Below are 14,714 nucleotides of genomic sequence, written 5' to 3'. Positions count from 1 at the left end.
AGAAGACGAGCTGAACGGGAACGAAGCTGCTCGGTTAGGGGGTGGTTGACGGCAAACGAAGGATTTCAAGGCAATCGATTGATTCATTCGGTCAAAAAGTAAGGTGAACAGCATATGGACTTCAAGGATATCGATCTTCAACTGCTTGCCGGCATGCCGATCGAGCTCGAAGGAATTGGCTATCTCCATATTCCGACCCTGAAGGAAATCATTTCGATCGGGGAGAGCCGCTATAGCCGGTTTTTATCCGCCATGCTCTTGGATAAGCATAATATCGAGGGGATGAGCGATAGCAAGCTGACGAATTTCGAAATGATGTACAGCTATTGTTATCATAACGACGAATTCAGAACGATTTTATTCGACGCGTTCGGCTTTTTCTTCAAGCAAAAAACACAGATGGGTCATAGCGGCCCGCATGTGTTTTTTTATTTGGGCGACGAGTCGGAGAAGCGAGTGATCGATCAAAGCGCGATGGAGCGGATCCGGGACATCTTGCGGCGCGCTAACTTTATCAAAGCTCAAAAGGCTGCGGGGGAATACGCCCCGGCGAATTCCAAAGCGCAGCAAATGATCGATCTGATCAAAAGAAACCGGCGCAATAGGCCGCAGGCGCAAGAAACGATGAATCTGCACAGCATGATTTCCGGCTTGGCTTGGAAATCGAGCGCGCTGAACCTGTTTACCATTTTCGATTTGACCGTCTATCAACTCTATCAAGGGTTTCGGGCTGTCGAAAATATCGACAATTACAATCATACCTTAACGGGTATTTATGCGGGAACGGTCGACGGTAAAGAGATTAATTTTGCCCAGATTCACTGGGCTAAAATCATAAACAACCAATAAGGGGACGATTACGATGACAACGACGCAATGGGGTATTCGCGAAGTGGCTTTGGCCACTTTTTATGACATCGCTACAGGTAAAGCTTTGGTTCAGCTCAATAATTTGAAAACGGCCGGCTTGGAAAACAGCGCGGAAACGGTGTACGCCCGCGGCGGCCGCGGCAATGCGAAAATTATGGGCTTCTCCTCCAACCGCGAAGGCAAAGTGGTGCTGCAGGATGCGGTTTTTACGAACGAGGTCATTGCCATGATGACCGGAAACGGGCTGGTTAAGGCTTCCCAGAACATTTATCGGCGGGAAGTGCTTACCGTAGCTGGAAATGCCGCTGTTCTGAATCACACGCCGGCTGCACCCGGGGCCCTGATCAGCGTGTATAAGCTGAATCCGGACGGCTCGCACGGAACGGAATTGACTTATGCCTCGACAACGGTTTCCGCCGGCAAATATACGATTACGGACAAGGCGTTCGGCTTCAATCCGGCAGAGCTTTCGGACGGAACGAAGATTGCGGCGTATTATCTTACCGCAAGCGACGCCGATTCCGGTAAAATTACCGTCTCGTCGGACAAGTTTGCCGGATCGTTCAAGGTCGTGCTCGATTGCTTAATCCGCGATGCGGTGACGCAGAAGGACTATGCGGCGCAAATCGTTATCAACAATGCAAAAATGGATAATAACTGGAAGATTCAAACGGCAGCTACAGGAGATCCTAGCGCCTTCGATATTACGCTCGATATTCTTAAACCGGTAAACGGCACCGAAATGTGGACGATGAGCGTCTACGACGATGCTTTGTTGACCTAATCAATGAAGTTTCAGTTTCGCTAATTCAAACTAACCGATAAGGAGACGATTCATATGACAACAACACAATGGGGTATTCGCGAGGTCGCCTTGGCGACTTTCTTCGATTTAACGACAGGCAAAGCGCTTGTTCAGCTAAGCAATCTCAAAACCGCGGGTTTGGAAAATAGCGCGGAAACGGTATACGCCCGCGGCGGCCGCGGCAATGCGAAAATTATGGGCTTCTCCTCGAACCGCGAAGGCAAAGTGGTGCTGCAGGATGCCGTATTTACGAATCAGGTGCTGGCGATGCTCACCGGCAACGGATTGGTCAACGCATCCCAAAACATTTATAAGCGCGAGGTGCTTACCGTAACGGGCGGCGCCGCTTCTTTGAAGCACACGCCTGCATCGGGCGGCGCGCTGATCGGCGTTTATACGCTGAAGCCGGACGGCTCCCATGGAACGGAGCTGAGCTATACGTCGGCGGCCGTAGCTGCCGGAACCTACAAAATCACGGGCAAGGCGCTCGCTTTTCATGCGAGCGATCTGGCCGACGGCGCTCAAGCGGTTGCGTACTATCAAACGGCCAGCGCCCCCGCCTCCAGCAAAATTACCGTTTCGTCGGATAAATTCGCCGGCTCGTTCAAGGTCGTCCTCGATTGTCTGGTTCGCGACGCGGTGACGCAAAAGGATTATGCGGCTCAGGTCGTCATCGGGAACGCCAAAATGGACAACAACTGGAAAATCCAAACGGCGGCCACCGGCGATCCAAGCGCCTTCGATATTACGCTCGATATTCTTAAACCGGTTAACGGCACCGAAATGTGGACCATGACGGTCTACGACGAAACGTTGTTGGCTTAACGCGTTTTGTTACAGCGGCTTGTCGACCGCAGTCCGGCGCGGCACGCGTCCGGAGCTGCGCGAGGCGTGAAAGCTGGAAGGCGGCAGCCCGGCGGTTGCCGCCTTCATTTCATGCAATTGGAACAATGACCTTAGAGGAGAGGCTGCGCATGAGCAAACAGCTCACCATAACGAAGCTCAATAATGAATACAAGAAACAATTCGGCGGGCAGAAAAAAATAACGCTCAAAACAGGCGATTACTTGTATGTCCAAACCGTTTTCAAAAAGACGAGCATCCAGAAGCTGATTTTGGACTACCAAACCATTCTTGAGGAAGCGCGTACGAATCTTTCCGACGCCAACGTTCTGAAAGATTTGTCTTTCGCCTACTATATGCTTCTTTTGCGGCATTTTACGAATTTGGACAATATTCCGATCGAGCTGGCGCCTATGGTCGCCGTATGCGAAAAACTGATCGACTTGGATATTTTGGAGGATATTTTGGCAAGCTTCCCGGCGGAGGAATTGGTCAAAATCAATGAACAGCTCCGGCTTGTGGAGGAAAACAGCCGTTCAATCGGCGAGCAATGGGGCGAAATGATGGCGGCAGCCGCAGGGAACAAAACGAATCGCGGAAATCAGAACGAGTAAAGAGGTGCGCAAATGATCAAATATGAGCTGACAGCCTCGCATGTAAACAATCTACTGATCTTTTTGGATCGCGTCGAGTTTAAAGGAATCAAGGAATTGCAAGCGATCAATGAAATCATGAATGTGCTGACGTCTCCGGCAGGGCAAGCGAACGATCAGGGCGACGACGAATCATAAAAGTAATGCCAACTTTCGGGAAAAGGAGGTAAAGCCAAATGGCAGACAACTTGAAGCTTACCGTCACGGCGATATTGAATACTTCATCCGCCGCTGTCGAAGCGCTGAATAACCAAATTCGGCAGCTATCGGACAAAACGAGCCGGATTGCGATTAAAGTAAGCATCGATCCGCCGGATGCCGCCAAGCAGGCGACGCCGTTTCAAACGCTGGCAGCGACGATTTCCAGCACGTTTAAGGAGAAGCTGAACATCAAACAGCGAATCTCCGACTTTTTCGTCGAAGGCATCAAATACGTCAACGAATTGAACAAAACCTTGACTGAAATATCGGTCATTACAGGCAAAAGCCAGCAGGAGGTCAGCTCGCTCGGGCAAGAATACGGCAAGCTTGCTCGGGAGCTTGGCGTCACGACGAAGTATGCGGCGGACGCATCGATCGAGTTTTACCGGCAGGGCTTGAGTCAAGAGGAAGTGCTTGAGCGCGTCAAGACGAGCACGGCATTCGCCAAAGCATCGAACCTGGACTATAAGAAATCGGCCGATATGCTAACGGCGACGGTTCAATCCATGGGCGTATCCATTGAGCGGGCGGCCGACGTTTTCAGCTATCTGGGCGGAGTTACGACTGCAAAGAGCGACGAGATCGGCAAGGGGCTGCAAAAGGCCGGCGGATCGGCGAAAGCGCTAGGTATCGATTTTGAGAAAATCAGCACGTGGATCGCCCTCGTCTCCTCGCGGTCCCGCGAGAGCGCCGAATCGGTCGGGCAATCGTTCCAAACTATTTTATCCCGGATGCAAGGTTTGAAGGATAATAAAAGCTTCTCCGAATCGGATAGCGTACAGGTTGACGAGATGGCGGATGCCTTGAGCAGAGTGGGCATTCAACTGCTGGACAATGAAGGGCAGTTTCGGAACTTCGGCACGGTAATGGACGAGCTCGGCATGAAATGGTCGACGCTGGGCGCCTATAACAAGCAATACCTTAGCGCCCTTATCGGCGGAGCCTCGGAGCAAAAACGCTTTTTGCAGCTGATGGAGGGGTATAAAGATACGATTCCGCTTTATGAGCAAGCGCTGTTTTCCGCAGGTACGACTCAGCAGAAGTTTGCTCTTCACCAGGAAGGCACGGAGGCGGCTTTGAATCGATTGCGCGCATCGCTCGAAGGCTTGTGGCAGAACGCTTTTCAAACGGATACGCTGCAGTCGGCGATTAACCTGCTGACGGGTTTGGTGTCGGCCGTCGACTCTGTTGTCGAGACGCTCGGTTTTTTACCGACTATGGCCGGAACGGCGACTGCGGCGTTTTTTCTATTTAATAAAACCGCTCTAAAGGGCTTTTATGACGAGCTAGGTCTGCTGCCGACAAGAATAGGGCTGTTCAAGCTGCAGCTCCAGGAAGTAATGGCTTCCGGAAATTTGGCGGCGACGGCCATGAGAGGGTTGACTGTGGCGCTGGGAGGCTTGGTGAGAGCTATTCTTCCTTTAGCGATTGTAACCGGAATTACCTACGGGGTAACCAAGCTGTTCGAAGCCTTCTCTTCAGCCAAAGAAAGAGCCAAGGAAGCGACAACCGTAAACTACGAGCATGTCAATTCGCTCAAAGAACAGAAGAAAGCGCTTGAGGAAGCGGCCTCCGAGTATCAGGCTTTGAAGCAGACCGAGGAATCGGGCTCCGCTACCCTGGAGCAGAAGCAGAAGCTTTATCAGCTTCAAGAGCAGCTCGTTTCCCAGTATGGCGTTTCGGTTACCGGTATCAATAACGAGGGCAAAGCTTATACGGATTCAGCGGAGCTCATCAATGCGAGAGTAAAATCGCTTGAGGATCAGATCGCTAAAGAAAACGAGCTGAATCTGGTGAAGCTGAGAGCCAAGGACTCTCAAGACACCAAGGCGATCTCCAAAGCGAGCAATAAACGTGACACTGCCGAGGAGGAGCTGAAAGATTATGAAGAGCAGCTCAAGCGCTTCGAAGAAGACGTCCGAAAAGGCCGGGTAACGAACAAAGACGGCTTCTATAAAAAGCTGCCTTTTCAGCTGGATATCGATCCCGCTAAAAGTCCCGATGCGATTCGAAATTTGCGGGAAGGCTTGAATTTTAAAGTCGCCGAATTGCAAAAAGAATTCGAGGAAGCGAATAATACGCTGCAAGAGCGGCTGAAGGAGCGCATCGCAGGACTCCAGGGAGCTTCCGATCAATACATTCGCGAGCTCCAAAGCAGCGGAACGAAAATTTCGGCGCAGCAAAAAGCGTTTATCAACGAAATGATCAAGTCGGTTGCCGGTGACAAAAAAGATGTCGATGTCCAGCTTGGCGAAATCAAGCAGGCGATCGATGCCTTAAACGCTGCGGACTTCAATAAGCTGCTCGACGATTTCCAGGCCGCCAAAGCATCGGGCAACGAATCGAAAATGGAGGATATCCGGGAGCAGATCCTGAAGCTTACGGATACCGTCTCGGCAGGGATTCCAAAGGCGGAAGCGTTTAAGGCGAAAATATCCGAATGGTTCACGGTGACGAAGCAGGCGAAAGCCGAGACATTCGATTTCGACGGCAGCGTGGCCAAGCTGCATACGACGATCGGCCAAACGTCCAAGTCGATCGAGCCGCTTAACAAGCTCCTTCAAGATATGGCCGACGGCAAACAAATTAACGCCGATACGATTTCCGGACTGGTCGAGAAGGAGAAAGGGCTGATTGACGCCGTCACCATTGAGAACGGTGTAATCAGCATCAATCAAGAAGCCGTAGAAAACCTAAGAAACGCAAAGCTTCAAGCGATTGAGGATCCGCTGAAAAAGCTCGAAGGCTCGCTTGAGGCGCAGCGTGTCGCGTTGAATACGGAATTGCAAATGTACGGCCTTCAAATAGCCGGCATCGAATCCGTGGCGAAGGCGAAAAACGAGCTTCTTGCCAGAGACAACGAAATCGACGCGCAGCTGAAAAAACAGGGGAGCACCGATTTTAAGAATACGGGCTCATTGATAACGGGAGTTGCCCGACCGGATTTTACTCCCGGCAGCCTGTTGGAGCTTGAGAAAGAGCAAATCCAGAAGAAGCTGTACGAACTCGATAAGTTCAAATATATGCAAGACGATCTGAAAAGACTGCAAATCGAAGCGGCGGCTTTATCCCCGAATAAAGAGAAAAGCGCCGGCGGCGGCTCCAAGAGCGGAAGCGAAACGCGGGAACAGTTAAAAGACGCGTTGGAGCTGCAGGATACGCTTAAGGAACGCATCAATGCGATCAACAGCGAGCACGAGGCACGCAGGAAAAATATCGAGGCCATCGAGCGCCAAATCAAGCTTCATGAGAAGCAAAAGGACTATAAGCTGGCGATCGAAGAAACGAACCGGCTGTTAAACGAACAGCAAGCCGTTGTCGAAGGGCTGGTTAATGCGAATAAGGCGCTTCATCAAGAGGCGGACGACATACGCAGCAAGAATGCGAAATACGGCGACGAGGCTTTTTTCGATTCCTGGTTCGATGCCAATAATGAAGCCTCTGAAGCGTATAAGCAGTTTTTGAATTCATTTGCGGAGCAATCCCGGCTTGTGCATGACTCCTCCGCCATGACCACGGAGGCCAAAAACAAAGAAATCGACCGTTTGCAAAACGAGCAAAAAGAAGTGCAAAAGCTGTTCGACCAGCTTTCCCTGCTTAAGCATGCTTACGGAGACAATATAACCAAAATCGTGGAAATGAACGATGCGATCGACGCTTCTAATGAGAATAACGAAAAGTACCGGCAGGAAATTAAGCAAACGATTGATGAGCTAGGCAAACAAGCGACAGAAAAGCATGACAAGTGGGTCGATGAAACCGAGGCGGCTTTGAAGCAAACGGTCGAAGCATATAAAGAGGCTTTTCGGGCGATCGGGAAAGAAGAAGACAAGCGGCATGAAAAAACCATTGCAAACCTCGAAAAAGATTATAAGCAATACGAGAGGGCCATAGGCGACATTATCGGCGCTTATGATCGCTTGAACGAGAAGACGGATTATGAGGAAGAGCTGACCGCCAAGGAACAAGACATGGCGGAGCTGGTCAAGCGCCAGACGCTTCTCCTGCAAGACGATTCGCTGGAGGGTAAAGCGCTCGCGAGGGAAAATCAGCAAACGATCGACGACCTTGACCGGGAGCTTGCGAAGATGAAGCGAGACCGTTCAAGAGAGACGACCAAGCAAGGGTTGGAGGATGCGCTCGAGACCGAACGAAGAAAAACGGAGCGGCTGAAAGAGGAAGAAAACGAACGGCACCAAGCGATCAAAGCGCGCCTCGACGCGGTTATCGAAGACGAGAAAATATTTGCCCAGCTGGAGGAAGCCGTTTTTAGCGGTCATACTACGAATTTAAAGCTGATCTTCGATGGATTGGGAGACTCGCTTAAATCGATGATAGCGGATGTCGGAAAAGGACTCGACGCAGAGCTTATTCAGCCGTTGAACCAGATTGGGACCGATTTGGGCAACAAAACGTCCGCCGGTAAAACGAAGCTGGAGCAAGCGGCGAAAGATGCGCAAAGCGGCAAAACCGAAGCTATCGGCGGCTCGGTGAAGGGTGAGGAGTGGCTTGCCGCATTATCGCCAAACGACCGCGCTCAAGCTATTGCGGCGATGTCCGGCGGGAAACTCCAGGATTGGGAAGTCAAATTGCTGAGGGCTACATACGACGACGAGTACGCTAAATATCTCATCCAAGACGCCAAGGAGAAATGGCAGCAATATACGGACAATAACGATACGGCCAAAGCGGATGCGGCGCATCAATGGGCGGAGCGCGTTCGTGCCGTAAACCCGAAAATCGGTTCGGAGCTTCCCGCATACGGTGATTACCCGGCAACCGCGCAAGCGGCTTCGGCATTTTCGTACGTTCCGGATACCGGCCGCAGCGTAATGAACAGCGTCTTGAATTCGTTCGACGTATTCGGCGGTTTGAGCGCAGGGAGCATGATCGGCAGCGGAATCGTTCAGCGGTCGGAAACGAAGAACGAATCCAAAACCGTGATGATCGATACGATGTTCAACGTCGAGAAAATGGACGCCTCCATGAATCCGAATGCGTTCTTCGACAAGTTTATTAACGGAATGAAGGGCTTAGGCGTTACTTTCGCTTAAAGCGGTTAGGAGGTATACGAGTGGATTCCGTGTTTTTTACTTATGACGGAGTAAAATCCGAAGATATGGATGTCTGGCTGGTCAATATGCAGAACGGCCTGATCGGAGAGACGTTCCTGTCCGAAAGGGAAATCGTGAGCGAAACGATTTACGGCAATCCGATTCCTTATGTCTATGGCATTCAGCATAAGCCGTTTTCCTTGAAACTGACAATTGCGCTGCGGGACGGCAAGCTGTGGACGACGGAAAAAAGGCGCGAAATCGCACGCTGGCTGGACGTTCGGCGGTTCGCCGAATTTTATTCGGCCGACGATGTGGACAAACGGTACTTTTTGATGCTTGAGGGCGGCAGCGAGTTGTTTACGAACGGGGCCAAGCAGGGATATGTAGACCTGACCTTTCGCAGCATTTCGCCTTATTGTTATTCCCCTGTATACGATAAATGGTATGATTTGTCGTCCATCGGCGGACCGAAGACGGTCGTGTTCGACAATCTGGGGGATACGGATCTGTATCCGCATGAAATGTGGATCGAGAAGCGGGGGAACGGCCCTTTTCAAATCAAAAATCTTTCCGATGGCGGCAGGCTTTTTGCTTTCTCCTCGCTGCAGGACGGAGAGACGGTTTATGTGCAAAATGACGACCGGCATATCGCAACGTCCCTGGCGAATATGCACCGGTTCGATGCGTTTAACGGCAACTATTTGAAGCTCGTATACGGGAAAAATGAGCTTGAAATTTCCGGAGCGGCCAAAATAAAACTTCGATACCGTTTTATTCTCAAGGGGTGAACCGATATGATCGAGGATATTGATTTGGATAACGGCCAGGCGCCGGAGCCGGTCCGTCTTTACCTGTGCAGACCCGACCGGACGATTATCGCGGAGCTGAAGGAAGCTTACGGCATTCAATTGACGCTTCATTACGGGGGACTTTCGCAGCTGGCTTTTAAAGTGCCGTATACGATTCCCAGCGATATGAAGCATGTGAAGAACAGGCATATCAAGCTGCTGCGCGGCGATTATGCAGTCAAGTATACGCAGGGGAGCGAGACCGATTATTTCATCATTACAAAACCCCAGCATATCGCATCGCAAGGCAAAGAATATGTCGACGTAGCCTGCCAGCAGCTGCCGTATGAATGGAAGGATAAAATCATTCGCCAATACAAGGGCACGAAAAGGTTTTACGACTCTGCCGGCGGCGAAGGCTTATTAAACGAGACGCTCCTGCAAAAAACGGATTGGCAGGTCGGGTACGTGGACAGCGAAATTGCGTCTAAGGTTCGTACGTTCGAGGAATCCAGGAAGAGCTTGCTGGAATTCATCATCGAAGCGTCGGATAAATACGGCGGCGCCATACCGGTGTGGGACACGATATCCAAGCGTGTTTCTTTTTATAAGGAAGAAAACCTGGGCGTCGACGAAGGGCTCGTTATTGAGAACGGCCACTATTTGAAAAGCATCGAAAGCGAAGAAAATTTCGAGGACATCGTGACGCGTCTTTACGTTTACGGCAAGGACGATAAAAGCATACACGATCAGCATCCGTCGGGAGGGCCGTTCATCGAATCCTTCGACTTTTATATGTATCCTTTCGAACGGGATGCTGCTCGCCATGTAACCCAGCATTCCGATTATATGAGCGATTCGTTGTGCCACGCCATTTTGGATTATCAGGCAGTGCTCGCCTCCAAGACGGAGGAATTCCATTCCTTGCTGAGCCATCGGGGCGCCCTCGTCGACAGCAAAATTCCATTGAAGGTAGAGCTCGATTTGTTAAAGCAGCAGCTCGAGCTCATCCTGAAAAAAATCGATGCGGAAATTGCAGCCAATCGCTCTTTGGGCTCGTTAAATGCGGATAAAGACGCGAAGCAGGCCGAAGTAAACGTCAAAGAACAGCAGCTAAGTAATATCGATTCGCAAATCGCAACCGTCGATCATCAACTGACCGCATTGAAAAATCATCTTTCTTTGGCAAATCATTTTACGCCTGAGCAGATCATCGAGCGCAACCGGTTTATTAAAGAAAGCGTCTGGCAGGACAACAATTACACGTCATCGAGCGAGCTGTTTGAGGAAGCGAAAAGGAAGCTAGCCGCCTTAAGCCAGCCTTTGGTCCATTACAAAGTGGATTCCGTCGATTTTCTGCAAGCGCTGAATACGCCTCAAGACTGGAATCGCTTGAAAATCGGCAGCATCGTCACGATCCGGTACCCGAATTTCGGGATCGACATCAAAGCGAAAATCATTACGATCGAGCACGATCTGGATGCGAACAGCATCAGACTGACCATCGCCAATACGAAAGATATCAAAAGCGGCTTTCTTAAAATGAAAGATTTGCTGCAGCGCTCCTACCAGTCGTCGGTGACGGTCGACATGTCCAAATATAAGTGGGATAAGAGTGAGGCGAACGCAAGTGAAATCGGCCTGATCCTGAACAATGCCTGGGATGCGAATAAACGAGCCATTCAAAGCGGGGACAATGAGAGCTATTCGCTGGATCAGCGCGGACTAACGTTGAAATCGCCGGCTGACGCCAATAACTTTCTAAGGGCCGTTCATAACTGCCTGGCCTTCACCAATGACGGAGGCAATTCTTATAAAAATGCTTTGACGCCTCAAGGCCTGAATGCCGAAACGGTCGTCGGGGTGCTGGGCGTGTTCGCTAAACTGAAGGCCAACCAGATCGTAATCGGCGACAGCGGGGAAAAGATCGGCGACGGGCTCATCCAATCATCGGCGAACTGGAACAACAAGGTAAGCCAAGGCACCGTGTATAACGGCGTGAAGATTGACGCCGCTTCGGGGTTAGTCGTGACGCGGGACGATAACGCGGTCAAAAGCACGTTTAACGCATCGCAGGGCATCCGCATCCAAAAAAACGTCGCCGGCACCTGGACGGACAAGTTTTTCTATAATGCCAATACCGGGAACTTGTCCTTGAACGGCGACATAAGCGTAGAAGGCTCGTTTAAGGTAAACGGCGAAGAAGTGCTCACCGGCGATAAAAAAAAGCTGCTTGGGGCGTTTATTGATAAGATCACGACAAATCAATTAGTAGCAGGAACTGCGAAAATAAACTCGGCTCTAATCGATAATATTCAAGCCAATCAAATTGTAATTGGATCGCAAGGACAGACGCTCGGCGATAACTTGATTGGATCTGCTGCAACCTGGCACAGTAAAGAGACGCCTTCGGGTGCACAATCAAAAGCTGACAGTGCGTATAGTAGTGCTGTAGGTGTGGTCAATTCAAGAGACTCAACATTAAGGAGTGATTTAAGACTTGGTTCTTCATTGCCAAATACGATAACACTTGATAGTAATGGAATTACATCGAGGGTAACAAACAATCCAGATAAATTTGCTAGACTTGATGGCAATGGCTTATATGTTAAAAATGGCGGAATACTGATTGAAGCGCCAAATGGAGAGACATTCATAAGCGGAAATCAAATTGTAGGCTCTACTATTAAAACAAACATGTCAGGAGCAAGATTACAAATTGATACTGGCGGTGTTAGAGCATATGACGAAAATGAACGATTACATGGAGTCAACATTACTCAAGGGAATTTTTCCTATATTGATTTTTACTATCTTGGTGTTGATAGGGGCGGACTAAGACAAACGGCTAATTTTATGTATCTTGAAACAAGGAATACGGCGGATTTAGTGATTCAGTCAACACATGACAATGGAAAAATAACTATTAGAGCTGGCTCAAGTCAAAGAACATTTGCTGAAGGTGCTTGGGATTTCAGTAGGGCAACAGTTTATGGTTTGACAGCTAAATTTGGATAAAAAAGTGCCACCTCAATAAAAGGTGGCTACTGTAAAAATTTAATTACTCCATATCAACATCTTGTGTTCCATTATCTATTCCTAAATCTTGAAACTCTAGTACAGTTCTACCTTTATATGAGAATGAAAATGTTGCATTATCGCCAACACCTTTTCCCATTTCTTGATCATGGTTAGATATTCCCTGTGATCTTTGTTTTATAGCGACAATAAACTTATCATCATAGCTATCAAGTTTTCTGTATGAATTATAAAATTCATCTGTAACTTCCATTCTAACGTGATTTTTGGATTTATCGTAAAAAGTTTTATTATTCATATACATGGTCATATCTTGAACAGTTAGTAAGTTTCCTGAATCATTCTTTATTTGATCATCTTTAACTAATTTTCCTGCACTTTGTAATTCAACCGTTTCTGTTCCCTCATTCCAATTAACGCCCAGACCTGTGATTGCGGCAACATCACGTAATTTTAAATACGTACTGCCATCGTACATGACTGGAGGACTTTCAAGTTTAAATTCCTTGCCGTCAAGTGTAATAGGCAGTCCAGGCCGTAAGTAAGCTTCAATTTTTTCTATTCCATCATCAGCGAAGACCGAAATCCCAGTTGCCAAGATTGCCCCTGAGAGCAGACCTAGGGTATAGTGCTTAAATTTTTTCATCAAGTTCACCTCGACATATTTTTATATAAGACTATACCATGTTTATCCAATGGGGATAAGTGAAGATTCGAAAGTAATGCTTAATAATTTTCAAGAGCCATATAACATACGAATGGGATGTGATGCTGTGAAAGCAATATTGATAACTACCATTTCACTTGTAACATCGCCGGTGCTGGTTCTTAGTATTCGGAATATGAAAGGTGTGTCCTTATAGTCCAGCAAGCAATCGAGCGATTGATGGCTAAATTGTAGCGGGTGATGCCAAAAATTGCGGTGCTCAATAATAGATTTTCGAAGTTGTAACGATGTCTGTATGTGAAATTACAGGAGAATAAATTATGACAATACGTTTTGGAGCCTCATCAAATTCGTCATCAATCACCTTTAGAACATACTCAGATTCAGGAGAAGTTCACTTTTCGAAATTTTTTTATAAGGTTACAACTGCTTCTAATTACTTTCCCGGGCCAACTGGAAATACAGGGACTGAATCAACAGCAACTCTAAATGGGCTTCCTCCAAACACTGAATTTGATATAAAGGCAGAGATTTATCGGAATGGATCGTTTTCTGGAGTAGCAACAAATTCGATAAAGACTGATCCAGTATCATCTACCCCATCACCGCCCTCTAATTACAATATTACTGTAAGCGGATTGAATGTTAAGGTAAATTTCACGAAAGGCTCGGGCGCGGATACAACGGAGATTGACTATTGGTGGAACGGTCAAGGGAATGTAGATTCTTCAACAAGTGAAGCTTCTCTCTCATTCTCTGTTCCAAGTTATAACACAACCTATCAATTTGATATGAGAAGCCGTAATAGTTCAGGAACTAGCGGATGGGTTATCGGTTCATTCACAACCGGTTCGGCACCTTCTGCTACATTAAATATTGCATCGGTTGGTGATCGAGGATTTGAATGGCAAATATCAAACTTGCAGTATCCTTGGAACAGTCAATATTATAAAAAAGTTGCTATTGCTTCAAACCCTGTGTCAAACGGCCAAACACAAGACCCAAATGTTTGGAGTACACAATGGCCTTCGACCGGTGGGTCTGCCAATCAAACACCCTGGGATTCTACAATTTGGGGTTACGGTGATGCCAATACTGTTTATGGAATAGCAAAAGTTGAAGATGGCTCAGGCGGAGCCTGGTATAATGCGGGAACTGCTTTTGTAAGGCTGAAGCCTGCTCCATTATCGGGTCTAAGCGTGTCCAAAACAGGGGACGGATTTGTAAGATTAAGTTGGAATGGGGCAAATGGCGCTGCATCTTATTTTATTAGTTGGTCGCCTTCCCATAATGGCGGTTCCGCCACTGTTTATTCTAATAGTGCTGACATTACAGGTTTGCAGAATGGCACAACGTATACGTTCACAGTAACTCCTAGAAATGCTACAGGTGATGGAGTATCAAGTAGTCGTAATGGTATGCCGCTAAATAGGCCTTTAGATTTCCAATGGGATTCTCCTAAAGTCTCCGGTCAGCCGTTTCATATAACAGCAAGTGAATGGAACAGACTGACGAACAAAATAAATGAATTCAGACGGTATAAACAGGTAACAAACCCCGATTACCCGTTTACTTCTGCAACAAGCGGAAATGTATTCGAGGTTTATTATTATAGACAGGCAGTAGAGGCGATATCGGCAATGTCTTCGAATGTTCCGCCCTTAAGAAACTCAGGAGATATTATTTATGCTTCAGACATAGACCGATTAAGAACAGCAATAAATGATATCCAATAAAAAATTTCCGAGAAGTCAACGGACTTCTCTTTTTTATTCCCTAAAAGGAGGTAGA

The 14,714-nt window shown here is 48.2% G+C and carries 10 protein-coding genes; 9 read left to right on the top strand and 1 reads right to left on the bottom strand.

The window, feature by feature from the left end; genetic code table 11:
* Window positions 1-114 precede the first annotated feature (114 nt).
* From DQG23_RS35195 to DQG23_RS35165, 8 genes are all read left to right on the top strand, one after another.
* Window positions 115-849: a hypothetical protein gene (locus DQG23_RS35195; RefSeq protein ID WP_113035725.1), complete on the top strand. Its 735-nt coding sequence runs from the start codon at window positions 115-117 to the stop codon at window positions 847-849.
* Window positions 850-862: 13 nt separating this feature from the next.
* Window positions 863-1,654, top strand: a complete 792-nt coding sequence (locus DQG23_RS35190; RefSeq protein WP_113035724.1) for a hypothetical protein — start codon at window positions 863-865, stop codon at window positions 1,652-1,654.
* A gap of 54 nt (window positions 1,655-1,708) precedes the next feature.
* On the top strand, window positions 1,709-2,500 hold the full coding sequence (locus DQG23_RS35185; RefSeq protein ID WP_113035723.1) for a hypothetical protein: 792 nt from the start codon (window positions 1,709-1,711) through the stop codon (window positions 2,498-2,500).
* Between the two features lie 149 nt (window positions 2,501-2,649).
* A complete protein-coding gene (locus DQG23_RS35180; protein ID WP_113035722.1) occupies window positions 2,650-3,132 on the top strand; it encodes a hypothetical protein in 483 nt (160 codons plus the stop codon).
* Between the two features lie 12 nt (window positions 3,133-3,144).
* On the top strand, window positions 3,145-3,309 hold the full coding sequence (locus tag DQG23_RS42385) for a hypothetical protein (protein ID WP_158560866.1): 165 nt from the start codon (window positions 3,145-3,147) through the stop codon (window positions 3,307-3,309).
* A 38-nt stretch (window positions 3,310-3,347) separates the two neighbouring features.
* The gene (locus DQG23_RS35175; RefSeq protein WP_113035721.1) at window positions 3,348-8,426 is read left to right on the top strand and encodes a phage tail tape measure protein; all 5,079 of its coding nucleotides are present in this window, start codon (window positions 3,348-3,350) and stop codon (window positions 8,424-8,426) included.
* Between the two features lie 20 nt (window positions 8,427-8,446).
* Window positions 8,447-9,217: a phage tail domain-containing protein gene (locus DQG23_RS35170; protein ID WP_113035720.1), complete on the top strand. Its 771-nt coding sequence runs from the start codon at window positions 8,447-8,449 to the stop codon at window positions 9,215-9,217.
* A gap of 6 nt (window positions 9,218-9,223) precedes the next feature.
* Window positions 9,224-12,235, top strand: coding sequence for a phage tail protein (locus DQG23_RS35165; protein WP_113035719.1), 3,012 nt, complete (start codon window positions 9,224-9,226; stop codon window positions 12,233-12,235).
* Window positions 12,236-12,278: 43 nt separating this feature from the next.
* On the opposite strand, the gene DQG23_RS35160 is transcribed toward DQG23_RS35165, so the two are convergent.
* Entirely contained in the window at window positions 12,279-12,902 is a 624-nt protein-coding gene (locus DQG23_RS35160) for a stalk domain-containing protein (protein WP_113035718.1), read from the bottom strand.
* 341 nt (window positions 12,903-13,243) lie between these two features.
* On the opposite strand from DQG23_RS35160, the gene DQG23_RS35155 reads away from it, so the two are divergent.
* Window positions 13,244-14,659 (top strand): fibronectin type III domain-containing protein, encoded by a 1,416-nt coding sequence (locus DQG23_RS35155; RefSeq protein WP_113035717.1) that lies wholly within the window; start codon window positions 13,244-13,246, stop codon window positions 14,657-14,659.
* Window positions 14,660-14,714 lie beyond the last annotated feature (55 nt).

This window comes from Paenibacillus contaminans (genome assembly GCF_003285015.1).
In the GTDB taxonomy this organism is placed as follows: domain Bacteria; phylum Bacillota; class Bacilli; order Paenibacillales; family NBRC-103111; genus Paenibacillus_V; species Paenibacillus_V contaminans.
This window is presented reverse-complemented; position numbering and strand designations above follow the sequence as displayed.